We start from the raw sequence: 22,659 nt of genomic DNA, 5'->3' as shown, positions 1-22,659 counted from the left end.
CCCCTTGTTTTAGAAAAGTATGTTGTTACTGCTATCTTTGACCGTGATGGATTGGCCCGCCACGAAGTCACGGATTTTTGGAAAGCGCGACAGGATGAAGGCCGCGATCAGCAGGCCGCCCAGCACGGTCAGCGCCTCGCGTCCCACTTCGACCGGTGCCGGGATCAGTTTTGACAGGTTTGCAGCCATCACCAGCCCTCGCCCGGCAGCACGCCGAAGTCGCCATCGATCCGGTGCATCACGCTGGCCTGATTCCAGTTTGGATTGCCAGTAATGAGCTGGCCGGCCGCGTTGATATAGCTGTCGATAAGGCGGGCCGGCGCATTGATCGCGTCTTTCAGGTCAACGTCCTCTGCTGTCGGCTTGAACACCTGCCCTACGTTTTCTATTGCATGGGCCGCTTCTGTGTAGATTTCCTTGACGGTTCCTTTCGCGCTGTCGCGCAGGCCCGCCAACCCCTTCTTCGCGTACCAGCCCACAGCCAGCACCACAGCGCCGGCAATCCCGATTGCGATCAGATCACCCTTGATGCTCATGCCAGCCCCGCAATGTCGTTCCAGTCGTATCCGCGCGATCCGCCGCTATCCCAGTCCAGCACCGGCATGGTGGAGCCGGCGCCCGGCAATTCATAGCCGCCCATCGACGGCAGGTCTACCGCATCGCCCGCCTGTAGCTGGTAGTAGAAGCTCAGCGGGTCGCCGCCGTTGATCGGCTTGCCGTCGCTGGAGGTGAGCTGGCCGAATACGTTCTTGCCGATGGCCGCGCTACCGGCCGCCAAGTCCGTAAAGCCCTTGCCGAGCAGCCGCGTCCACATGTCAGCGTTGACGTTGGCCGACTGCTGCCGGCCGGCGGCAACCTGCTGCGGCGTCAGCACCTTGACGGTGCCGCCCGGATTGACCGAACTGGCCTTCGCCTGTTTCTGCACCACGAGGAACACGGCCGCGCCGATGGCGACCGCCAAAAGTACATTGTTACTCATGCGTAGTTACCCCCTGCTTTCGCCAGAATGGTCGTGTAGTAGTCCACGGTTTCGGCCGGCGCGACGGCCAGCCCCTTGCGGGTCACGTTGCCGATGCCCCAGTTGTATGCGGCCAGCGCTTCGGCCCACGTATCCACGCGGGCTTTCAGCTTGGCCAGATAGCGCGCCGCGCCGGGGATAGCCAGCGCCGGATCAAGCGCAGCATCTGCACTCCCCAGCTCCTCGGCCGCCGTCGCCGGCATGAACTGGGCGATGCCCATCGCGCCCACGGCCGAGCGCTTCGCGCCGCTGATGATGTTCGGGCTGTAGCGGCTTTCCTTCCACAGCAGCCACGCCAGAATGGCCACCGGCACGCCGTAGGCGCTGGCCGCCGCCGTGATCGCGTCCTGATATGGTCCCGAGCCGATAGGCCAGTCGCTGATTTTGCTGTTCATGTCTTCCAGTCCATCCATAATGAAATTCGATTCGTCGTCGCCGGCCGTTCCGCCGGCCTCGTCATCGCCCTGGCTGCGAGGCCATGCGTAGTAGATGACCGCGCCGGCCAGCACCAGCGCCGCCGCCACGGTCACGGCACGCATCAGATGACTTCCTCGCGGAAATCGAAAGTGATGTCGCCCGCGCCGCCGGTCGTGTTGCCCGGGCGGTAGATCAACGCGTATCCCGGGGGGATCACCACCGGCTCTTGGAACACCACGTCGCGCGGCGTGCCGTTCACATTGTCAAAGTGCATGGCCAGCGGATTGCCGAAGGCCGCCACCGAGGCGAGCTGTGCGGCATCCAGCACGGCCGACGACACCGCGCCGCCGCCTTTTTTGTTCAGCGCTTTCGTGTTGCCGGCAGGCGTGTAGAGAGCAAGGAACAAGGTCAGGTAAGTGCCGCTGACACTGCTGCACTTGACCGACTTCACGACGACGTTTTTGGTGTTGCCGGCCGGGTTGGCCAGCGCCGCGATATTGTGCGTGCCGGCGTTGGCAATCGCGCTGGCCGACCCCATGAAGCAGTTGAGGTTGTTCGTCCAGTTCATGCCGCCATCGGCCACGCTGACGGTCCCCGGAATGGTCTGGTCGCGGAAGTCGTACGCGCCGGCCAGCAGTACCCCGGTGTTGGCGTTGCCGCTCCGGTCTTGCACCGTCAGGCGCGTGAAGTCCACGCCCCACACGCCCTGACCCGGCAGCAGATCGATGTAGCCGCCCTTGCTGGTGACGACGCGAATCGCCCCGGTGCCGGACTTGTACTTGATGAAGCTGCCCTGCACGTCGATCTGCATGCCGCCGTTGCCGCTGAGCTTGAAATCGTATTGCATGTGTTCCCCTTACTTTCGCATCGTGGCCAGCGCCATCACGGCGGCCACGGCCAGCACGGCGAAGATGATTTTTTGCTGCGCGCCGCTGGTGCCCTTGGCGTCCGCATAGGCCGACTGCGTGGCGGCCTGTGCGTCCGCCGTGGCCACCTGCGCCGTCTTGAACGCCGACAGGATGGAATCGGTCGCCGTGTTCCACGCCGCGCCGACCTGTTTCGTCGCCTCGGTGAACGCCGACTTCGCGCCGTTCAGCGCGTCCGACTGGATCGCGGCCGCATTGCCGTAGGCGTTGGCCACCTGCTTGGTGGCGTCGGAATACGACGCCCGCGTGCTGGTCAGCGCGTCGGACGACAATTCCGCGGCCACCTTGAAGGCGTCCAGGCTGTTGTTGTTGACGCCGTTGGCGTACACCGTGGCCGCGTCGAATACGTTGTCCGCGTAGTCGTACGCGCCCTTCGTCGCCGCCGCCATGCCGGCAATCGCGCCGCCGTCCAGCAGGTTGACCACGCTGGTCGAGTTGTCCACCTTGGTGCTGTTGTCCGACAGGTCATAGTTCTTCGTGTCGCTTGTGATGACCTGTCGATTGTCGTAATTGTTGTTGGTGGTGCTGTTGGTGCTTGAGCTGTTACCACCGCCGAAGAGGCCCATATTCGTCCCTTGTTACTTGTGTTTGAGATACAGGAACAGCGCCAGCCCCACGACAATGACGGTGACGGGGCTGCTCAGCAGTCCCGCCACGCCATTGACCACATGGCCCACCGACTGGGGGACCGTTGGCGCGTCCGTCTTGCTGGTCGCCACCGTGCCGCCGCCGATACTCACTGCGAAGCCCGAGTTGTCGAACACTGCGGTTGAGCGGTTGGATGCGCCCGACGACACCGGCTCCTGCTTGGCAATGCTGCCAAGCGCCATGAACCCCGCGCTCCACGGGTCGGTAGGAACCGCCGCCATTATTTCGCCACCATCACGATGGCACCGACGATCAGCACCAGCAACAGCAGGTTGTTGTTGCCGCCCTTGGTGGAGTTCACTTGGGCGACAACCTGCGAGTTCGTCTGACCGAGCTGATACAGGTTGCCGTTGGCGTCCATGCCGTAGGCCTGCGCCGGGTCATAGCCGAGCTGAGGCCGGTTCAGCGTGCGATCCACCCACACATCAATGGCGTTGCCCAGACGGGCATTGAGCCATGCGTTATCTGCGGTTTCATCCATGCCGCCCTCCCTTTAGAACGCGCCCAGCGGTTCCAGCAGTTCGGACTCGATGGTGATGGTTTCGCCGGCCGAGAAGGTGGCCAGCACTTCCATGGTCTGCGCGTTGCGGGTGTTCAGCACTTGCGACTGGATGTCGTCAATGATGAAGTCCACCATGTACAGGCCGGCCTGTGGCACCTTGCGGTATTCGCCTTGATTGAAGTCGTTCAGCGCCTTGATCGAGTCTTCGATCACGATGCCGTTTTTCTTGATCAGCATCGCGGTCATGTTGGACGAGTACACCGCGATGCGCTTCAACAGCGAACCGCCGTCCTGCGGCGACAGGTGCGGCACCGACAGCGAGAAGGTGCCGGCCGCGCCGATGGTGATCGTGGAGCTGTGGATTTTGGCGATCAGGCCGCGCGTGGCCGCCTGTGCCGGGTCCATCTGCGGCGCATTCACTTCCGCGAAGCCGGCCAGCGTCGGCGCGGTGGCGCCTGCGACGTTGATTTCCAGCTTGAGATTGCTGATGCCCTGCGTGGTGTCCAGGCAACCCAGATTCTGGCCCAGCTCGGTCTTGGCGCGGATTTCCGCGAAGTCCAGCGTCAGGAAGCTGGCGTTGGCGGTGATGCCGCGATACTGGTTGCGGGTGTCGGTGCGCGGACCGGTGCTGTCCCAGATGATTTTGCCGTTGGCTTTCAGCTGGATGCCGGTAACCATGGACTTGGTGAAGGTGGTGCCGCCCAGCTGCAAGATGATGCGCTCGACGGTGAAGCCCAGCAGGTTGGACAGATCGCAGGTGGCCAGACCGGTGGCCACGACGTTGTTGAACGGCAGGAGTTTGATACGTGCGCCCATGGTGCCTCCTTACGCCAGTGCGTCGGTCAGCACAGGCACCTTGCGGGCCACGATCACGCCGCCCACGGCCAGCGCGGCGGTTTTGACCAGCGGATTGCCCACGAACTTGTAGGCGGCGAAGCAGATGCCGAGCGCCATGCCCAGCTTCATCATTTCGGTTTGCGTCATTTTGGGTGTCCTAAAGAAAAAAAGAGTGAATTCGTTGCGACGGACTCACTCTCTTCCTTAGGCGCGCAGAGCGCCAATTTCGTGCCTTAGGCACTGTGCCTAAGGCACCCTGACGCGGCCCATGACAATTTTTTTCGTCCGCACGTCTTTGTGGAAGTATTGCAACGGCTCCAGCCCCTTGATGTCGTCTATTGTTACGCCCAGCACCTTGGCCATGGTCTTTTGATCCTCCTCATAGTTGAGGAAGCCGCAATGAATCTCTGTGCAGTTCGACCAGAACGCCTTGTCCACCTGCGCCGGCCGCTGGCTGGCACCGATCACGCGCAGCCCCTTGTGGCGGCCGACCGACGACACCATTTTCCAGCCGGCCGGCGCGAACGATGGCGAGGTAACAAAGGACAGTTCCTCGACCACCAGCCTCACATCTCCGGCGTGCACGGCCGCCTTGCAGAACATGTCGAACTGCTGCTTGCGCACGGCGTCATCGAACGACGGCTGAAAGGCGGCGCGGAACTGCGCGCCCTTCATCGCGCCGATGACCGGTTGCAGATTTTCGGTGGCCATGTCCACGAACGCGCTGTATTCCCGCATGTAGTCCCAGATCAGCAGCCGCTTGTCCGATTTCTTGAGGGCGTAGTTCTTGATGTAGACGCCCTTCCCGCTCCCGGTCGCGCCGATGACGGCGATGACTTCCGCCTTGTTCGCCTGATTGGTGATCATGCTCCGCTCAGCTCCGCAGGCGTGCCCAGCGTTTCCACGGCTTTGCCGGCCTCTGGCGGCGCTTCCGGCGCGCGGTAGGCGATATCCCCCGGTTTCGCTGCCGGCCCAGCTGGGAGCGGTTTGGCGGGCTGCTGTGGCGCTTCGGCGCGCGCCGCGATGTCGGCCTTGACGGCCTGCACCGTCGCCCATGCGATGGGGCCGCATACGAGCGCGGCGGCGATTTCCTCGCGGTAGTTGCCGCCGAAGTCTTTCAGGTCGATGCCATGCTTGGCCAGCAGGGGGCCGACCGTCTCCGCGATGGCGGCCTGCGCCTCGTCCGTGTAGACCGCCAGCAGGGACGGATACAGCTTGCCCAGCACCGGCAGCGCGGTCCCCAGCACCAGCAGCACGCCGCGCTTGTTCTCGTCCGCCACGCTGAGCAATACCTGTTGTTCTTCCGCCGCCTGCACCGCTTCCGGCGCGGTGGCGGCGATCTGGGCGTCTACCGCCCCGGCCTGCATCATGAGTGCGTCCAGTTCGTTGCTCATGCGACCCCCTTAGCGAAGTAGCCCAGCGGATCGAACGGCGCGGCTTTTTTGGGCTTCGCTGGCGGGTCGCCAGCAGGCTGCTGGGCGGGTGCCTTAGGCACAGTGCCAGACGGCTGCTCGGCGGGCGCTGGCGGCGTCTCCGCTGGCGGCAGCTTGGCCAGCCAGCGGCCGGCCGCCGCCGTGCCTTTTTTGGCGAACGACGACACGTCGCACTCGTCGCACCCCATGGTTAAAGTTCCGGCCTCGTTCTGTTTGAGGACGGTCAGGTGGCCGCAGCAATCGCAAGGAATGCGGCCCAGCTTGGTCTTGACTGCGGCCATGGTCTTACAGCCCTTTCACTTCGGTTTGATCGAACTCGTACACCTCGCCGTCGTCGTCCAAGCGGACGCTTACCTTGCTCTTGGTGTCGGTGTCCAGCACGGCCTCCACCACGTGGCCAGCCTTGCCGTGCGCTTCCAGCTTCTCATTGTCGATTTTCACCGACTGCATGACTTGATAACCCATCTCTTGTTACTCCTTTTCGTTGATTTTCGACCGCAGATCAATTACCTCAGCGCGCAGGCGGTCTATCTCCGCGCCGTATTCCAGAAGCGCCGACTGAATATCTGCCGGCACGTACATTTTTGCCATGGCGCTGAGCTTGCCCAGCGCCGCCTTCATCAAACCGTGCATTGTTACTCCCTTAGGTAGTGTTTCCGGCACTCGTCGGTGCCGAAGTAAGCGAAATCGAAATTGGCATACCACTCCGTATCGTCGTGCGGCTCGACCGGCGTGGGCCGGGCGGCGAAAAGCACCCAGTCCGGCGTCTTCTCTGCGGCATGCTCCGTACAGTTATTGACACGAGTCCAAGGGGCGGCTTGCGCCGCCGCGCCTGTGGTTCGTTTCCATTCGTAGCGAGTGCTGGCGTAGACGATATCTGGCGCCGTGCGGCAGTAGACGCCGGCCGGCATGGCGCGCATTGTCAGGCCATAGCGCCCTTCCCGCTCGGCCACAGGCGCGGCGATGGCGATGGCGTAGCGGCGGCCCATGTTCACGCCACCCTGCGCCCGGATGTATCGCGCAAAGCTGGCCGTGCTAGTCGCGGTGACCTCGCCTGTTTCTTCGTCCACCTCCTCCACGCGCTGGCAGGCTTCCCACGCCTCGCGGATGTGGTCCGGGGCGTGTTCCACTTGTTCCGCACCGACCCGGCGCAATTCGCGCCAGATCGTCACGGGCGGCTGTCCAATCGGCTGGAACTGGCGAATCCCCCATGTGGACGCCCACGCCTCGACGCGCTGGGCTGGCTTCACGATCTCATCGCCCACAAGGTCGGCCGGGATCACGTTGCCGTCGTTGTCCAGCTGGTCGCCAACATGCTCGCCGTCGATGTTTTTACCAACGTACTTGGCGATGTAGCCTGCCGCCGTTCCTTTTTCGGCCTCTATGCGGACGATCTTGATGCGGTTGCGCTTCGCTCCGGGTTCTTCGCCGTCCTCGGCCAACGCGTAATCACGCATGATCGATTGCAGACGGCGCGCCTTGTGCTTCGGCACGAACAGCAACATATGCCAGTGCGGGCATCCATCGTGATGGGGCTCAGCAATCCGGAAGCCGTAGGGACGGATTCCGTAGCGGTGCAACGCCGAACGGATGCACGCCCACACGTTCACCAAGTATGCTTGCGCCTCGCGCGCCGTGGCATCGTTGTAGTTCGGGTTCGTTGTTCCGGACGCGGCCAGCACGGCATGAAATTTTGACGGGCAGGTGAGCGTCACGAACACGCCCGCGTGTTCCAGATCGTTTGCAATCTCTTCGCAGCCGCGCATGCGCAGCATCAGCTCTGCGCGGCGTATCGACTTGTTGGCGACGCTCTTGAGCGCCAGTTCGGCCAGCGCGTATTCATGGCCAAGTTCGTTCGTCATGGTGACGCTGGCGAGCGTCCTGGCATTGCGGCGCTTCGCTCCTGCATGCCTCGCCACGGTTTCGTTGCTGGCGTAGGCACCATTGCGGATACTGACAAAGCCCAGCCGCATGGCGGCATGCTCAAAGGCGCGGCCGTGGACCCGGCGCAGGCCGCGACGCCACCACGCCGGATCTACGCACCGGAGCATGAATTGGCGGTCGTTCTCGATCTGCGGCGGCTGTAGGCCGCGATTCGTCACCATCCACGCCAGACGGGCGCGCAGGGCTTTCGGATCGTGGATCATCGCCGCCACGCTGGCGCACTCGCCCGCGCTACGCTCAGCCAGTATGACCAGCTGGGCATCCGTGGCATCGATAGGCAGCGGTGCGTTTGTCACCTCGTCCAGAATGGCCGACAGACGCGAGTAGCGGGCCGGCATCTCACCCAGCACCTTGCCAGCGCGGGCTTCCGTCAACTGCTGGTAGGCACGCTTGCCCCAGCGCTGAGGCAAGCCTTTGATGGTGCGCTGGCCGCGCTCTTGCTGTACGGTCGGCATCAGTGGGCGCGGACCACGTAAAAGCGCTCTGCGCACTGCGCGACGATCTGGGCATCGCGCTCCAGCGTGCTTGCCGCCGCCCAGATGGCGGTGCGTTCTTCAGGCGTGAAGCTGTCCAGATGGTCATCCGCGCGTTCTTTCGACATGCCGGCGATCATCAGGACGGCAGCGCGCACCGCCCGCGAGGTGAGCGGCCACAACGACACGCGGGCCAGTTCCATGCGGTGTTCCTTGGTGATGGCGTTCATGCTGCTACACTCCTCATTTTATTAACAGGAGGAAAAATGGAAGATGCCGCACCGGCCGCCGAAAATGCCAAACCAGAGGCGTTGCCACCACCAAAACCTGAGCCCTCTCCGGAAGAGAAAGCAGCAGCAGAATCAGCCGCGATGGTGCAGGCTCTTATGACAGCACTCCCGGTCTTAGCGCCTGCATACGTGCAAATGAAGTCCCAAGAGCTTGACGCGATAAAGGAAAACAACGCGAAGCAAGCCGCGTTGTGGGAAAAGGCCTTAACCCTTGAATCAGTATTCATTGGCCTAGTCCTTTTTGGAGGATTCTTCGCCACCGCTATGCTGGCTTACGTCAACCAAGTCGCCAGCGCCGAAAAGGTCGCTTTTGCCCTGTTTGGCTTTATCGGTGGCCGGGGCTTTCTGCATATTCGCGGCCTGATTAATTCCGCGACAAAGCGCGACTGAGAAGCCCGGCCGTGTTGCCGCTACAACGAGCATCCCAGCCATGAATGCCAAAAGCGCGGCCGGGTTTTGGCACGCGACATACGCCACAGCCTTGGCCACCTCACCTTCCGTCGTCTTGAAATCCGAATCACCCATAGTCAGCGCTTCCTCAACAGCTGTGATTGAATGAGCTTGGCCAGCACGGCGCTGATGCCCTCGCCTTTCTTTTCCAGCACGGCCTGTAAGCCGGCGTCCACGTCGGCCGGCAGGTGGATCGTGCGCACCACCACGTTGTTGCGGGCGCGGTAGGCGGCCTGTTTTTCGGCCTTGCTGGCGTACAGCTTGGGGCGCGGTTTCGGCAACGGCCTCACGCCGGGGATTTCCGCTGTGATGTGGTCTTTGGCGTCGCGCATGGTCAGCCTTTCAGCCAGCCGAGGGCTGACAGGATGGGACCGGACATCATCACCAAGCAGCCGGCGACAATCTGCAATGCGTCCATGATCGCGGCCTTCATTCGACCACCTTGCGCAGATACTTTGCGACGTAGACAGCTACTTCGTTCTGGTTGCGGTGATCTATCGTTACCGCCTCTTTTGCCAGCGCCGACCGCGCGGCGGCTAGCTTCTCGCCGTTTTCCTTGGTGCAGCGGAAGCAGTAATTCTCGTTGCACTGGTCCTCGTAAATAGCGAGCGCGGCACGCACGGCCTCGTATTCCGAATGAGTTAACGTAAGAATTTTGTAATCTTGTGTAACAGACATTGCGGCCTCCTCAGGCGGTTTTGCGTAGCTTGTTACTCCTCAGGCGAAGGTCGGATAGGCAGCGCGGAGCGCGATTTGCCTGAGGAGGGCGACATTTGTTGCCCATCCGACATGCGCAATGTATGTCAGGCATATCTTGACTGTCAAGTCATTCCTGACGGTTGCGCGTTGCCTGACACTTGACTATCCTTCGTTTACTGCGTTTAAACGCATCCACAGCCCTGAGGAGAGCTATGAAAACCACCATCGAATACCTGGAGTCCGTCCGGGCCAAACTTGATTTGCCTTCCGACTACGCCATTTCCAAAGCTCTGGGCGTGACGCGTGAATCCGTCAGCGGATGGCGTAACGGTAAATCGCCGTTCGGTATCGAAACCGCTATGAAGATCGGGGAGATTTTGGGCGAGGACGGCCATGCGATCTATGCGCACGGCCAGATTGAGCGAGCCAAAAAGCCGGAAATTGCCGACTTTTGGAAGGACATTTCGGAAAAATTTTCCGCGTCTTTTCGTAACCTCCTATTGGGCTACGGCCCGCATGTAGCCTAGTTCTACGTGCGCCAATAGGCAGTAAAAGGCCGACTTAGCAGTCTATAAATTATGCGAAGATTGTGTGGCGACTACTTCGTCACTGGAGTTCGGTATGCCAAAACCCGAGACCACCACCATGTCGATGCAAGAGCTGGACCGGCTCAAAACGGTCCAAGCCGTCGTCGCCGGCCAGATCAAGGCCAGCGCTGCTGCCGCACGACTTAACATCACGCGGCGCCAGATTAATCGGCTCATTCAACGATACCTTGACGCTGGTGCCGCCGGCTTGGTTTCGCGCAAGCTCGGCAAGCCAAGCAACTTCCAATTGGCGCCCGGTATCGCCGCCAGCGCGCTGGCCATTATCCGCGAGCGCTACCAGGACTTCGGGCCGACGCTGGCCATGGTTATCTGGCCGTGGACTTTTTCTTCGCGCTGTTCGGTTTCGTGATCGGCTACGCATATGACGACCGCTGGCGCAGCATATCGGGCGTCAAGCGGCGCCTGATCCGCCTGCACCCGATGATCATCGTGGGCAGGCTGATCGATCCGTCGACGGGCCTGTACAACCGCCGCCATTTCCAGGACTACATGGCCAGTCTGCAGCCGCCTGCCGATGACACCGTCGGCGCCCTGTTTCTGCTTGACGTCGACCACTTCAAGCACGTCAACGATACCTACGGCCACGCCGCCGGACATGGTCAAAAATAGGTGGCGGGCGTGCCCCGGATGCCGATTTCGGCAACGCCGCAGGTGGCGCCTGCGACGGCGGTCAAGCGCAAGCGCAGCCGGCGTCCGGTGACGTTGTCAACCGCGATCTCCAGCGTAGCGGCCGTGGCCTGCGCCTGTGCCAGTGGTCGCCAGATGCCGCCCATGTCCTGCGTTTCGGCACTGAAGTCGCAGCGCCCGCCCGGCGCGAACTGTACGCTCAGGCGGCGGTAATTCAGGATCCGCTCGGGATCGACCACGATCCACGGCTCGCCGTCGCCGGCCGCCGGCGCCCACCACGAGCCAGCATCGCCATCATTGGCCAGCGAGGAGGCATGGCCGCCAGCACTGGAGCTGGATTGGGTCGGATTCTTCAGGCCGAAGGCCTGTTCCGGCCCCACTTCCACCTTGCGCGCCACATACGGCCGCTCCGGCGCCAGCGGAGTGACGCCTTCCACGTAGCGCGGGCCGTCCAGCGTCGCCACCGTCAGCACGCCATCGGCCAGACCGGGCGAGGTGGCGCGGATACGCGTCACGCCACGCTGCCAGCTGCGCATGGCGATGGCCGCCTTGCCATCGCGGATGGCGATGTCGCCGTCCGGTGTGAACTGGATGTTCCGCCCGGTCGGCAGTTCGCCCGGGCCTGCTTCCAGTGACAGACGCACCGGTGGGCTGTCGCTGAGCTGAGCGCCGCTGGCATCGACCACGGTCACCACCAGTTGCACGTCGTCGGTGCCGTCGGCGTGGCGGATCGCCGGGCTGCTGGCGGTCACGCGTAGCGCTGCCGGCTTGCCCGGCTGCGGCCAGGCCGGCGGTGCGATGCCGCGGTAGGCGTTGCGGTACCAGTACCAGCTGCGCTTGGGCAGACGGAAATAATCGACCAGACCCATCGAGCCGAACTTGCCGGCGATCGAGCCGTGATCGTAGCCAGCCCAGATCACCTCCCCCGACCGCCACGGGAAACGCCAGCTCGACGGCTCGCCGCGCCTGGCGCCCGGCGTGTGCTCAATGTCGCCCCAGCCCGGATCGTACGCGCCCGGGCGGTCGGAAATGGCTGAGTTGTACTCGGCCACAAAGTTCGGGATGCCGGGATTGGGGAACAGCACCGCGCCGTCGCCGTTGTAGCCGGCGATGTCGCCAATGCGGTCGATCTCGCCGCGCTGGGCGCCGTCCACCGCCGCGAGCCGGGTCGGATCGAGACGGTGCGACAAGGCCACCTCATCCGCCAGCAGCTTGCGCACTTGCGGCAAGGTGCTCTGGTCGGTGAAGAACACCTCGTTGTCCATGCCCCACGCCACCACTGACGGCCGGTTGCGGTTGATGCGGATCAGTTCCGCCAGCTGCTGTTTGACGCTCTCCTCAAACGCGGCCTGATGTTCCGCTTCGGGCGGATAGGCTGAGCGGCCCCAAGGGCTGGCCATGCCGGCCGTGCCCCAGAACGGCGCTTCCGGCAAGAACATCATACCGAGGCGGTCAGTGGTTTCGGCAAAGTGCGGATCGTGCGGATAATGCGAGCCGCGGATGAAGTCGAAACCGGCATCCTTCATCATTTGCACGTCGCGCTCGATGGCGGCGTTGGTCACGGCGTCGCCCCATCCGGCCTGGTCCTGGTGCACATTGGCGCCACGGAAGTAACGGTGCTGGCCGTTGAGGAAAAAGCCCTTGTCCGCAGTCCATTCGATGGTGCGGAAACCGAATTCCGTCTCGTAGCGGTCGCGCTGCCGCCCCGCCACCTCCAGCGTGGTGACGGCGCGGTACAGCGTTGGCGTCTCCGGACTCCACAGGTTCAGGCCCGACAGGTGCGGCGATTCCTGCACGACCTCCTGGGTTTGACCTGGCGGCAGCTGGACGGTCGCGTCTGGCAACTTGGCGACGATGGCACCGCGCGCGTCGGCGATGCGCGTGCGCACCTTGACCAGCTCGGCCCGGTTGCCGCCGTTGCGCACTTCGGTCGCTACCCGTACGGCGCCATCGCGGCCCTTGAGTCCGGGCGTCGTGACAAAGGTGCCGGTCCACGGGATGTGCACATCGTCGGTGGTCACCAGCCAGACGTCGCGGTAGAGGCCGCCGCTGAAGATATGCTCGCCGGCGCGCGGCGCCAGCGTCGGGTCCCACAGGTTGTCGACCCGGACCGCGATGCTGTTGCGTCCTGGCCGCAGCGCGCTGGTGATATCAACCGGGAAGCCGGTATAGCCGCCCCGATGGCGCGCGGCCTTGGCGCCGTTGACATACACCTCGGCGGTCTGGAACGCGCCTTCGAATTCAAGCGTCCAGCGGCGCCCCGCAGGCACAGCCGGCAGCACCAGGTCCTTGCGATACCAGCCATGGCCGACGTACACCTCGGGCGCCAGGAAGTACGGCGTGCTGAAGCTGTGCGGCAAGCCCACCGCCTGCCAGTCACGGTCGTCAAAGTCCACTTTCTCGGCGCCGCCGATGTCGCCCAGGTGGAAGTGCCAGCCGGCGTTGAAGTTCTGCCGCTGCCGCGCCGCGGTCTCGCTGGCGTTGGCGGCGCTGGTGGCGGCCACGCCAGCCACCACGGCCAGCGCCAGCAGGATGCTGGCCGCATAGCGAGCCAGCACAGTCGTTGTTAATCGCATTGTTGCTCCACGTATCAGGGTTGTCATTTGGCGGCCGCCGGTAGCGAGATCCGGTCAATGACCACACCTGGATCGACAGCTTGGATCTTCAGCTCGTGCTTGCCCGGCGACAGCGCTGGCAGCGGTATCCGCGCCCGGACAAAGTTGTTTTGCACACCTTCCTGGCGGATGCTGCCGGACTCGTCTTCTTGACCGCCCGAGCCTGGCACCTCGACCAGCACGGGCGCCTGTCGATCGACCATCACGCCGACGCGCAGTTTCCGGCCAGGGTAGAGACGGAAAGTCGGCATGAAGTCGATCAGGACCTCGCCGCTGGCGGCCGATGAGCCGACCTCAAACTGCAACGCCAGCGTGGGCGCCTTGCTGTCGCCCGCCTCCCACGACGAGCTGAGGCCGGCCGGTTTGAGTGCCACCGCGCGGCCTGTATGCCCCAGGCCGGCGATCGGCGTCCAGCGCGCGACGCCGCTCCCGGATTGCAGGACCATCTCGGCCGCCGCCCGCCAGATACGCCCCTCGTCAAGCGACGATGCCGGGCTGGCGGCCTGGCGTGGCTGCTCGCCCCAAGGCCAGCGCACCTGGCTGTTCCAGGCGCCGGGATTTTGTGCCGTAACCAGTCCCGGCATCATGCCCTTCCACTTGCCGTTGGCGACCGTATCGTTGTAGGCGGCCACCTGCTGTTCCAGGAAAATGCGCTGACGCGCAATCTCGGCGGCATGGGCTTCGGGCTGCTCATTCAGCTGGACGGCACGATCCGCCATGAAGATGACGCCGGTGGCGCCCAGCACCCGCGCCGGGAAGCCGATCATTTCAAAGTAGGCATCGCGCATGGCGGTTGGTATCGCGGCGGCCAGCGCCGTCTCCCGGGCCAGCAGACGCGCATAACTGCCGCTCAGCTCGACGGCCTGATCCCTCGGCAGCGACAGCGCCCACGAACGTATCATCAGCTCCGGCTTGCGGATGGTGCCCAGCCGGTAGAATTCCGTCAGCAGATCGGCCACGGCCGGCGCCAGCGTCTCGCCGAAGTGTTCGGCCGCAAAGGCGCGCAGGAAACGTGGCTGCGAGTCCGGTCCGGAGGCGGTCGGCTTCCAGGCAAACCGGGCAAAATAGTCCATGCCGATTTCCATCGGTTTGATATCGCCCACGTTGATGACCCACATGGTGCGCGCTTCGTTCTCCCACGCCTTGTGCAGTTCCTGCCACATCAGCGCCGGCGCGGTCGAATTAATCCACAGATAGGAGTGCGGGCCGCCGTAGTAGGACAAATGCCAGTACACGCCGGCACCGCCGCTGCGCTGGCGCTCCTCAGGCGAGCTCAGACGGCGGAGGTAGCCGAAATTGTCGTCGGTCCACATCAGCGTGACATCCTCGGGCAGGGCCAGCCCGGCATCGTAGATCGGCAACACTTCCTTGTACGGCACGAAAGCCTGCGCCACCGTGCCCCATTTGGGCGTGACGTGCTGCCTGATCAGGCTGCGCTGATCCTGGATCACCTGCTTCATCACTTTCAGCTTGCCCGGCATATCGCCGGGCGGCGTTTGCATGCCTTGATCGTGAATGCCGCGGATGCCGAGCGTCCAGACCGCCTCCATACCGCCACGCGCGCTGGCCTGCTCTTCCCAAGTCTTGAAAATGGCGTCGCGGTTGGTCAGGTAATTCCACGGCCCCCGCTCCTTCTGATTCCAATGCACATTGTTGTAGAGCATGGGTTCGCAATGCGAGGCACCGGCCACGATGCCGTACTTGTCGGCCAACACAATGTTTTCGCGCACCGAATGGAATTCGCGGCTGACCTCGTGCATGGCAGGCCAGATGTAGTTCAGGCGCAGGCGCAACATGAGTTCGAAGACCTTCTCGTAGGTTTTCGGCCCGATGCCGCCGGCCTCAGGTTCGAAGGTCTGTTTGGCCCAGGCGTGCATGCCCCAGTCTTCGTCATTGATGAAGATGCCGCGGTAGCGTACCTCCGGCATCGTAACCTCCGGCCCCGGCGAACGGATCGCCAGAACGGACCGCGATCGCACCGGCACATCGCCCCACCAGTACCAGGGCGACACGCCAATCTGTTCCGACAGCTGCAGCAGTCCATACGCGGCGCCGCGCCGGTCGCTGCCGACGATCACCAGGGCGCGCTCCACGTCCGGGAACGGGCGCTCGACCATCTGGGTCACGGTGGCTTCCCAGCGGCCGCGGATCTGGTCCAGCGCCTTCAGCTTGCCCTCGGCCGCCAGTTGGTCGATCAGCCGGCTTTGCCCCAGCGTGCCGGCGATGAGTAGTTGGCGCCCTCCCTCCGCCCTGGCCAGCACGGCCGGACGCTTGCCGCTGACCCGCGCCACATCGCCGGCAAACATGCGCGCGGCAAATTGCACCAGCGGGTCGTCGCCGGCATCGACCGCAACGGCGGCAACGCTGGTCCCGCGCACCAGGCTGAACGCACCTGGTTCCGCAGATGCGGCGCTGGTGATCTCCAGCGCCCGCGCCACTGGCAACGCCGCCAGCCAGGCGAACAGCGCCACCGTGGCGCCAAGGCGGAGGTGGCGGTTCATGATGCGGCGCGACGGCGGTACAACAGGCCAATCACCGCCAGACCCAGTCCCAGCATCGGCAGGCTGCCGGGTTCCGGCACCGCGCTGGCCAGGGTGAAGTCATCCATCACGAACCAGCCCTTGTCGCGCGTGACCGTCAGGCGCGAGACACCGGCGAAGTTTGCCGCCACCCAGCTGTAGCTGCCATTGATGGCGACGTTGCCGGTGCTGCCGATGACGTGATTACCGGCGTCATAGGCGGTGATGTTGATCCAGGTCGCCTTGGCGCCGTTGGTGGCCGGCGTGGCGAACCAGGCGCCGCTGAAACCGAAGGCGTTGGCGCTGCCGACGCTCAGGTTGTTGACGCCGAAGCCGTTGGTCAGGAACTGGTGGCCCGAGTGCGCCGCGTTGCTGTAGCCGGCCACGCTGTCCACGCCCAGGTACCAGCTGCTGTTCCAGGTCAGGTCGGCGTAAGGGTTGTTTTTGGACATGCTCGACAGCTTGCCGCCGGCGTCCAGGTCGTCAAAAGTGACCACGGCGGCGTGGCTGTGGGCTGCCAGCATCAATGCAGCGGCGGCGAGGAAGGCGTTGAATGTGTTTTTCATGAGAAGTCCCGATTAGTTGCAGACGTCACCGCTGACGGTGGGGATGGCCGAGCCGGCCACGACCATGCCAAAGCTGGCGGTGGCGCCTGGCGCGATAAAGGCGTTCCAGCCCACGTCCGAGGCCGAGTAATGCGGGCTGCTGCCGGTCAGGTTGGCATTCCACAGGCTTTGCACCACCGAGTTGTCGGTATAGCTCCAGTTGACCGACCAGCCATTGATCGGCGCCGCGCCGTTGTTCTTGATGCTGACATTGGCGATATAGCCGCCCTGCCACGCGGTCGCGATATCGTAACGGCATTCGTTGGGCGGGCCAGTGCGTACTGGCGGTCCGGCGGTCACCGGCGTGGCGATCACTTCGCCCTGCCCGGTCGGCTTGCCGTAAGCGACGCCACGGCCGTTGGTGCTCATGTAGACCTGGCCGTAGATATTCATGTCGCCGGTCACGATATGCGAGGCGGCGGCGCCGCCGTACTGGTGGGCGTCGTCGTTCAGGCGCACCCAGCTGGCGCCGCCATCGGTCGAACGCATCATGCCGGACACGCTGCCGACCGTGCCGAACATATAGATAGTCGGGTAGTTGCTGTCTGGCGCGGCCTTGCCAAAGCCGACCGCGGTGCACTGGTTGACGGTGCCGATCTTGTTGAAGGTGGCGCCACCGTCGGTCGAGCGTGTCAGGCCGCGGCTGTTCAGGCACACCCACAGGTCGCCCTCATGCCCCGGCGCCACGCGGATCACGTCCGAGCCGCTGGATGGCAGCGTGCCCTTCAGTGCAAACGAGGCGCCGCCATCGGTACTGGCCATCAGCTTGCCGGTGGTGTCGTAGGCATAGAATTTGTTCGGGTTGACCGGATCCGCCACCACGCGCGCATTGGTGACGCCAAGGCCGCCGACCGCGCTCCAGCTGGCGCCGTTGTTGGTCGAGCGGTAGGTAGTGGCCGAGTTAGCCGGGCTGTGCAGCAGCACCAGACCGTTGGCCGACAGCGCGACATTACCCTGCGTGCCGTTGAGCACTGGCGCCTTGGCCCAGTTGGCGCCGCTGTCGCTGGTGGTGTACAGCGCGCTGCCCACGCGCGCCCGGTAACGGTTGTCCTGCGCCGCGACGGCCAGGCCGGTGGTGGTGCCCATGTGCGGCTTGTGCTCCACGCCGTATTGCGAGGGATCGGTGTTGACGAAGCCGTCGAAGTCGCCGATCACCGTCACCAGCGTGCCGTCGGTCAGGCTCTGGATGTCGTATGCGCCGCTTTCCTCCATGCCGCGCACCATGAAGCCCCATTTGCCGGTGGTGGCGTCAATGTCGGTGGTGCGGAACACGCCGTTGCCCGAGGTGACCCACACGGTTTTGGGATTGAAGGGATCGAATTCCACCGAGCCGGCCCACTGGATCATGTAGCCGTTGTCGATCCAGGGAATGCCCATCGGATCCAGTTCAAAGCCGCGCCGCACCACATTGGTCCAGTGGCGGCCGGCGTCGGTGCTGGTGAAGATTTGGTCGCCGTAGCTCTTGCCCTGGGTCCAGTAAGTATTGGTGGTGGTCAGCACCAGGCGCTTGGGATTGGTCGGGTCCATTGCGATGCCGGCGTACGGGTGGGCATATTCGATGGTCGGGGTGATGTTGGTCCAGTTGCCGCCCACCGCGTCGTATTCCCACACTTGGCCGGCATCCATCGGCTCGCCGTCGGCCGAATGTGGGCCAGCGCCGTTGGCGTAGGTGATGTACAGCAGGCCGTCCGGCGACAGCACGGCGCGTTGCGGCATCAGGCCGGTTGGGCCGCCCTCGACCGGCACGAAGCTTTCGCCGCCGTCATAGCTGAAATACAGGTTGGGGCCAACCGAGTCGAAGCGCGAGATGCCGATGAACATGCGCTGGGCCGCGCCGCCGTCCACGCTGGTTGCATCAAGCAGCACGAAACTGATGCCGTTGCCGTTGGGCGTGGTGGCCACCTCCAGCCCGGGCAGCCGGTTCCAGCTGGCGCCGGCATCGACGCTGCGGAACAGGCCGTTGTCGCGGCTGCCGGCGTACAGCACATCGCTGTTGCCCGGATCGACCTGCAGCTTTTCGCCGTTGCCACGGCCCATGCCATTGCCGTGGATGTGGAATTGGCTGGTGACCTCGGTCTGGGCGAAGGTCTTGCCGTAGTCGCTGGAGCGCAGCACCACCGATTTGGCGCCGCTGTTATAGCTGGTGCCGGCCAGCATGTAGACCTTGGCGGCGCTGCGCGGATCGACCGCCAGCGACTCGATGCCCATCAGGCCGTTGTCGGCTTCGCTGATCCAGTCGGTCAGCGGAATCCAGCGGGTGTTTTGCGCGTCCCAGCGGTAGGCGCCGCCGACGTCGGTGCGGGCGTAAATGATGCCACGCTCGGTCTTGCTGGCGATCAGGCCGGAGACATAGCCGCCGCCGCCCATCGCCACCGTATCCCAGTGATAGTTTTCCGCGCCTGCGGCGGATGGCAGTCCCAGCGCCGCCACCAGCAGCGCCAACATCGGTTTGATTTTCATGGTTCCCCGCGTCTTTCTCATTATGTGCCCGCGCACAGGCGCGCGTGCGACCATTCTCGGAAGTCGGGGTGCGGCGGTCAATTATGAAATTGAGCAGAGCGCAAAACAATATTTCGGCGAGGGCGCATGCTCAGCGCGTCGGCCCAATGTCACTATATCGCTGTCGCCACAAAACTTGACCACGGAAAGTTTGGTGCTGCCGTTGTCGAGGAAAATCAACTCGCCGGCTCGCATCAGCGTGGCGCCAGTTGGGCTTGGTCGACCATGATTTTCAGTGCCGCAGCGTGTTCCATCCGCAGCTGCGGCGGCAGCGCGACCACCAGCGCATCGTCGCGCTGGGTCCATTTCAACGCCACCTTGTTCCCCAACAAATACACAGCGCGGATCGGCGTGGCGATGTGGCCTGCCCGCTTGCCCAGCGACTGGATCGTCACCTGCCGGTCCGGGACACCCAGCGTGATGGCGTACACCGCGTCGCCCTTGGCGGTGAAGCGGATATCCTGAGGGGTGTATGCCGTGCCCTCCTTCATCGCACCGGTGGCGGCCTCGGTCGGTCCTTCGCCAAACACTTTCCATGGACGGGTGCCGTAGATCGCCTCGCCGTTAACGCCGATCCAGACCGCCATCTCGTCCAGGAACTTGCGTGACTCCGGCGGCAAGCTGCCATCCGGATACTGCACCACGTTCAGCAGCAAGTTGCCGTTCTTGCTGACGATGTCGGCTAGCATGTGGATGATCTCGGTGGTCGATTTGTACTTGTAGCCATCGCTATAAAACCAGTCGCCGATGGAGGTATCGGTTTGCCACGGCAAGGGATTGATGCCTTTTAACACGCCCCGCTCCACATCCTGCACGCCCGCCTCGGCAATGAATTCACCGCCGTCCTTGTGGTTATACACCGCGTTCAACTTGCCGCCGTGGGCGGCCATGTTGGCGTTGTAATAGTTCGCCAGCAGAGTGCGGCCGACCACGCCGAACGGAATACCGCCATCGGAATACAACAAATCGGGGTGATAGGTGTCGAGCAGATCGCTCACACGCCTGAACCATTCACGATGCCATGCCTGATCGGTGGTGTACCAGTTGTCGCCATAAATTGACATCGACAGATAGGCCTCGTTACCGGAATGATAGAGCTCCTGGTTGGCCGGGTTGGCGCCGTCATACGGCACGCCGGCCATGGGCCCGCTCTTGTCATGGCCATGGCTGGAGGCGAACCAACCAAAGCTCGCGCCCAGATGCTCGGACACCCCGAACGGCAAGCCGGCTTTCTGCGCGGCCCGCTGCCAGGCGCCGACGATATCGCGGTGCGGTCCCATGTTGACGGCGTTCCAGCTGTGGTAGCGCGAATTCCACAAATCGAAATTGTCGTGGTGGACTCCCATGCTGACGAAATACTTGGCGCCAGCCTTCGCGTACAACGCCATCAGCGCATCGGGATCGAAGCGTTCGGCCTTCCACAAGGGAATGATGTCCTTGTAACCGAACTTGGATGGATGGCCGTACTGTTTCAGGTGCTGCTGATACTGGGGCGTATCCTCGAGATACATATTGCGGGCGTACCAATCGCCTGCGCGCGGCACGGCTTGCGGCCCCCAGTGCGACCAGATGCCGAATTTGGCGTCGCGGAACCAGTCCGGGGTGCGGTATTGCTTCAGCGATGCGGGGGTGGCGTTGAACTGGCCGGGCTGTTGCGGCGGGGTGTAATCATCCCCGTGCGATTGCCCCAGGCTGCAAGCCAACAGGCCAAACATCCCCCATCGCGCGATGCCGATAGTCATAGAATTGTCTCCATTATTTTTTCGAGATGCGCAAGCGGGGGATTCTAACGGAGGGGATGCCACTGTGCCTCGGCTTGAGGAATTTTGTTCTGCGACTGGTAAATTTCGTAACCTCATCCGCATGGATTCAGGTTAGCGCACTATACCGAGCCACCGTGCGCGGCGAGGAACATGGCGACGGCCGAGCGGCAATAGGATTCGATTTCATTGTCGTCCCCTGCTCTCGCCTTATCAAAGCGCGCGATAATCAGCAGATCGGAACCTTTGAACAGCGCGGCAAACAGGCGGGCGGACTGGAGCGGATCGGGAACGTTCAGCACCGCCTTTGCGTGCAACCGGCGTAGCAGGGCCTCGATTTGGGCGATGACATGGGCGGGCCCGGCTTCGTAATGGCGCTTGCTTAACAACGCTTGATTCGTCTTGTCGGCCATGACCATGGTTTCGACACCGCTGACGTCCGGGTTCAACAGGGTGCGCAGCAAGGATGATCCCACCGCCATGAGCTGATCTTCGGCCGAACCCTCGACACCTTCAAAAAGCGCCTGTGGCGCGAACTGGTGGCAGCGGGCCGAGACGGCCGCGCCGAACAGCGCCTCCTTATTCTCAAAATGCCGATAGATGCTGAGCTTGGATATCTTCGCCCGCTGGGCGACCTTGTCCATTGTGGTCGCTTGAAAACCCAATTCCACAAAGAGTTCGTAGGCGGCGTCGATGATCGTCTGACCCAGCGCCTCGTTGGCTGGCCGGCCGCGCCGGCCCTGATTATTTTCGGTCACGATAATTCCAGTACTTGACAGTATTCATATTCAAGAATTAGGATACCACACAGTATTTAAAATTCGCAAGCCGATGCACCAAGCTTGGTGTCCCTTCCATCCACAACACGGAGTTCATTGCCATGAATGACGTCATCATCATCGGCGGCAGCTTTGCCGGCCTCGCCGCTGCTCTGCAACTCGGCCGCGCCCGCCGCCAGGTCACCGTGCTCGATACCGGCCGGCCGCGCAACCGCTTCGCCGGCCATTCGCACGGTCTGCTCGGCCACGATCACAAGCCGCCGCTGGACATCCTGGCCGAGGCGCGGCAGCAGCTGGCACGCTATCCAACGATCAAGCTGGTCAACGCGCGCGCCGAGAGCGTGTCCGGTGCAATCGACGATTTCTCGGTCGTCACCGACGATAACGAGTGCCTGCAGGCGCGCCGCCTGATCCTGAGCTACGGCGTTACCGACCAGATGCCTGATGTTCCGGGCTTTGCCGAAAGCTGGGGCACGTCCATCGTGCCCTGCCCGTATTGCGACGGCTTTGAGGTCGCCGGCCAGCACTGGGGCCTGCTCTGGACCGGTCCGCAATCGCACCAGTCCGCCAAACTGTTCGGGGATTGGACCGACAAGTTGACTGTCTTCGCCGACGGCCACGACATTCCGCCCGATATCCAGGCCGATCTCGGGCGCCGCAAGGTCGCCATTATCGACGGCAGGATCGTCGAGATCGCCCATCATCAGGGCCATCTCGCCACCGTCAATCTCGAAAACGGCCGCCATGTCGCGGTCGACATCCTGTTCGCCCAGCCGCGCAACAAGCCATCCGCAAGCCTGCATGCGTCACTGGGCCTGGCCACGGTGGATACGCCCACCGGCACCGTCCTCCAGGTCGACGAGCGCCGCCAGACCAGCATGCCCGGCATCTACGCCGCCGGCGACCTGACGACGCCCTTCCTGCCCTCGGTCACCCAGGCATCATCGCAGGGCGCGATGGCAGGTATCTTCGCCCAGCAATCGATGCTGGTTTGAGCGGTCGGAACAAGG

At 63.4% G+C, this 22,659-nt stretch carries 30 protein-coding genes; 5 read left to right on the top strand and 25 right to left on the bottom strand.

The window, feature by feature from the left end; translation table 11 throughout:
• Window positions 1–9 precede the first annotated feature (9 nt).
• The 17 genes from GM676_RS01650 to GM676_RS01570 all read right to left on the bottom strand — a co-directional run bounded on the left by GM676_RS01650 (window position 10) and on the right by GM676_RS01570 (window position 8,428).
• Window positions 10–189 carry a hypothetical protein gene (locus GM676_RS01650; RefSeq protein WP_155461629.1) on the bottom strand — a complete coding sequence of 60 codons (180 nt, stop codon included), beginning with the start codon at window positions 187–189 and terminating at the stop codon, window positions 10–12.
• On the bottom strand, window positions 189–536 hold the full coding sequence (locus tag GM676_RS01645) for a hypothetical protein (RefSeq protein WP_155461628.1): 348 nt from the start codon (window positions 534–536) through the stop codon (window positions 189–191). Before GM676_RS01645 ends, GM676_RS01650 begins: the two co-directional genes overlap by 1 nt.
• Entirely contained in the window at window positions 533–979 is a 447-nt protein-coding gene (locus GM676_RS01640) for a hypothetical protein (protein WP_155461627.1), read from the bottom strand. The genes GM676_RS01645 and GM676_RS01640 overlap by 4 nt, the downstream gene beginning before the upstream one ends.
• Window positions 976–1,557: a lytic transglycosylase domain-containing protein gene (locus GM676_RS01635; RefSeq protein WP_155461626.1), complete on the bottom strand. Its 582-nt coding sequence runs from the start codon at window positions 1,555–1,557 to the stop codon at window positions 976–978. The genes GM676_RS01640 and GM676_RS01635 overlap by 4 nt, the downstream gene beginning before the upstream one ends.
• A complete protein-coding gene (locus GM676_RS01630) occupies window positions 1,557–2,282 on the bottom strand; it encodes a hypothetical protein (RefSeq protein ID WP_155461625.1) in 726 nt (241 codons plus the stop codon). The genes GM676_RS01635 and GM676_RS01630 overlap by 1 nt, the downstream gene beginning before the upstream one ends.
• 9 nt (window positions 2,283–2,291) lie before the next feature.
• Window positions 2,292–2,927: a hypothetical protein gene (locus GM676_RS01625; protein WP_155461624.1), complete on the bottom strand. Its 636-nt coding sequence runs from the start codon at window positions 2,925–2,927 to the stop codon at window positions 2,292–2,294.
• Window positions 2,928–2,939: 12 nt separating this feature from the next.
• Window positions 2,940–3,230: a hypothetical protein gene (locus tag GM676_RS01620; RefSeq protein WP_155461623.1), complete on the bottom strand. Its 291-nt coding sequence runs from the start codon at window positions 3,228–3,230 to the stop codon at window positions 2,940–2,942.
• Window positions 3,230–3,490, bottom strand: coding sequence for a hypothetical protein (locus tag GM676_RS01615; RefSeq protein WP_155461622.1), 261 nt, complete (start codon window positions 3,488–3,490; stop codon window positions 3,230–3,232). The genes GM676_RS01620 and GM676_RS01615 overlap by 1 nt, the downstream gene beginning before the upstream one ends.
• Before the next feature lie 12 nt (window positions 3,491–3,502).
• On the bottom strand, window positions 3,503–4,327 hold the full coding sequence (locus GM676_RS01610; protein ID WP_155461621.1) for a major capsid protein P2: 825 nt from the start codon (window positions 4,325–4,327) through the stop codon (window positions 3,503–3,505).
• 9 nt (window positions 4,328–4,336) lie between these two features.
• Window positions 4,337–4,495, bottom strand: a complete 159-nt coding sequence (locus GM676_RS01605; protein WP_155461620.1) for a hypothetical protein — start codon at window positions 4,493–4,495, stop codon at window positions 4,337–4,339.
• Between the two features lie 99 nt (window positions 4,496–4,594).
• Window positions 4,595–5,215, bottom strand: a complete 621-nt coding sequence (locus tag GM676_RS01600) for a hypothetical protein (RefSeq protein ID WP_155461619.1) — start codon at window positions 5,213–5,215, stop codon at window positions 4,595–4,597.
• On the bottom strand, window positions 5,212–5,742 hold the full coding sequence (locus GM676_RS01595) for a hypothetical protein (protein WP_155461618.1): 531 nt from the start codon (window positions 5,740–5,742) through the stop codon (window positions 5,212–5,214). Before GM676_RS01595 ends, GM676_RS01600 begins: the two co-directional genes overlap by 4 nt.
• On the bottom strand, window positions 5,739–6,062 hold the full coding sequence (locus GM676_RS01590; RefSeq protein ID WP_155461617.1) for a hypothetical protein: 324 nt from the start codon (window positions 6,060–6,062) through the stop codon (window positions 5,739–5,741). The genes GM676_RS01595 and GM676_RS01590 overlap by 4 nt, the downstream gene beginning before the upstream one ends.
• Window positions 6,063–6,066: 4 nt before the next feature.
• Complete coding sequence (locus GM676_RS01585; protein WP_155461616.1) at window positions 6,067–6,246, bottom strand: hypothetical protein; 180 nt, start codon at window positions 6,244–6,246, stop codon at window positions 6,067–6,069.
• Window positions 6,247–6,252: 6 nt separating this feature from the next.
• Complete coding sequence (locus GM676_RS01580) at window positions 6,253–6,414, bottom strand: hypothetical protein (protein ID WP_155461615.1); 162 nt, start codon at window positions 6,412–6,414, stop codon at window positions 6,253–6,255.
• 2 nt (window positions 6,415–6,416) lie between these two features.
• Window positions 6,417–8,180, bottom strand: a complete 1,764-nt coding sequence (locus GM676_RS01575) for a replication endonuclease (RefSeq protein ID WP_155461614.1) — start codon at window positions 8,178–8,180, stop codon at window positions 6,417–6,419.
• Window positions 8,180–8,428: a hypothetical protein gene (locus tag GM676_RS01570; RefSeq protein ID WP_155461613.1), complete on the bottom strand. Its 249-nt coding sequence runs from the start codon at window positions 8,426–8,428 to the stop codon at window positions 8,180–8,182. The genes GM676_RS01575 and GM676_RS01570 overlap by 1 nt, the downstream gene beginning before the upstream one ends.
• Before the next feature lie 36 nt (window positions 8,429–8,464).
• Here GM676_RS01570 and GM676_RS01565 point away from each other — a divergent pair, with 36 nt between their 5' ends.
• On the top strand, window positions 8,465–8,878 hold the full coding sequence (locus GM676_RS01565; RefSeq protein ID WP_155461612.1) for a hypothetical protein: 414 nt from the start codon (window positions 8,465–8,467) through the stop codon (window positions 8,876–8,878).
• Window positions 8,879–9,015: 137 nt separating this feature from the next.
• On the opposite strand, the gene GM676_RS01560 is transcribed toward GM676_RS01565, so the two are convergent.
• Both GM676_RS01560 and GM676_RS01555 read right to left on the bottom strand, forming a co-directional pair.
• The gene (locus tag GM676_RS01560) at window positions 9,016–9,270 is read right to left on the bottom strand and encodes a hypothetical protein (protein WP_155461611.1); all 255 of its coding nucleotides are present in this window, start codon (window positions 9,268–9,270) and stop codon (window positions 9,016–9,018) included.
• 97 nt (window positions 9,271–9,367) lie between these two features.
• Window positions 9,368–9,616, bottom strand: coding sequence for a hypothetical protein (locus GM676_RS01555; protein WP_155461610.1), 249 nt, complete (start codon window positions 9,614–9,616; stop codon window positions 9,368–9,370).
• Between the two features lie 233 nt (window positions 9,617–9,849).
• On the opposite strand from GM676_RS01555, the gene GM676_RS01550 reads away from it, so the two are divergent.
• From GM676_RS01550 to GM676_RS32905, 3 genes are all read left to right on the top strand, one after another.
• Window positions 9,850–10,164, top strand: a complete 315-nt coding sequence (locus GM676_RS01550) for a helix-turn-helix domain-containing protein (protein WP_155461609.1) — start codon at window positions 9,850–9,852, stop codon at window positions 10,162–10,164.
• 94 nt (window positions 10,165–10,258) lie between these two features.
• Complete coding sequence (locus GM676_RS01545; RefSeq protein ID WP_155461608.1) at window positions 10,259–10,594, top strand: helix-turn-helix domain-containing protein; 336 nt, start codon at window positions 10,259–10,261, stop codon at window positions 10,592–10,594.
• Window positions 10,561–10,854 carry a diguanylate cyclase domain-containing protein gene (locus GM676_RS32905; protein WP_371866060.1) on the top strand — a complete coding sequence of 98 codons (294 nt, stop codon included), beginning with the start codon at window positions 10,561–10,563 and terminating at the stop codon, window positions 10,852–10,854. Before GM676_RS01545 ends, GM676_RS32905 begins: the two co-directional genes overlap by 34 nt.
• On the opposite strand, the gene GM676_RS01535 is transcribed toward GM676_RS32905, so the two are convergent.
• The 6 genes from GM676_RS01535 to GM676_RS01510 form a co-directional block, all read right to left on the bottom strand.
• Window positions 10,845–13,448: a glycoside hydrolase family 2 protein gene (locus GM676_RS01535; RefSeq protein WP_155461606.1), complete on the bottom strand. Its 2,604-nt coding sequence runs from the start codon at window positions 13,446–13,448 to the stop codon at window positions 10,845–10,847. The genes GM676_RS32905 and GM676_RS01535 overlap by 10 nt on opposite strands.
• A 23-nt stretch (window positions 13,449–13,471) precedes the next feature.
• Window positions 13,472–15,988, bottom strand: a complete 2,517-nt coding sequence (locus tag GM676_RS01530) for a glycosyl hydrolase 115 family protein (protein WP_155461605.1) — start codon at window positions 15,986–15,988, stop codon at window positions 13,472–13,474.
• A complete protein-coding gene (locus tag GM676_RS01525) occupies window positions 15,985–16,572 on the bottom strand; it encodes a PEP-CTERM sorting domain-containing protein (protein ID WP_155461604.1) in 588 nt (195 codons plus the stop codon). Before GM676_RS01525 ends, GM676_RS01530 begins: the two co-directional genes overlap by 4 nt.
• Window positions 16,573–16,584: 12 nt before the next feature.
• The gene (locus GM676_RS01520; RefSeq protein WP_155461603.1) at window positions 16,585–19,071 is read right to left on the bottom strand and encodes a cellulose binding domain-containing protein; all 2,487 of its coding nucleotides are present in this window, start codon (window positions 19,069–19,071) and stop codon (window positions 16,585–16,587) included.
• A 233-nt stretch (window positions 19,072–19,304) separates the two neighbouring features.
• Complete coding sequence (locus GM676_RS01515) at window positions 19,305–20,852, bottom strand: alpha-L-fucosidase (RefSeq protein ID WP_155461602.1); 1,548 nt, start codon at window positions 20,850–20,852, stop codon at window positions 19,305–19,307.
• Between the two features lie 140 nt (window positions 20,853–20,992).
• Window positions 20,993–21,628: a TetR/AcrR family transcriptional regulator gene (locus tag GM676_RS01510; RefSeq protein WP_371866058.1), complete on the bottom strand. Its 636-nt coding sequence runs from the start codon at window positions 21,626–21,628 to the stop codon at window positions 20,993–20,995.
• Between the two features lie 122 nt (window positions 21,629–21,750).
• Here GM676_RS01510 and GM676_RS01505 point away from each other — a divergent pair, with 122 nt between their 5' ends.
• The gene (locus GM676_RS01505) at window positions 21,751–22,644 is read left to right on the top strand and encodes an NAD(P)/FAD-dependent oxidoreductase (protein WP_155461600.1); all 894 of its coding nucleotides are present in this window, start codon (window positions 21,751–21,753) and stop codon (window positions 22,642–22,644) included.
• The last annotated feature ends 15 nt before the right edge of the window (window positions 22,645–22,659 follow it).

The organism is Duganella radicis (genome assembly GCF_009720825.1).
In the GTDB taxonomy this organism is placed as follows: Bacteria; Pseudomonadota; Gammaproteobacteria; order Burkholderiales; family Burkholderiaceae_D; genus Rugamonas; species Rugamonas radicis.
The sequence above is the reverse complement of the archived record's forward strand: the minus strand, read 5'-3'. Positions and strand labels throughout refer to the sequence as shown.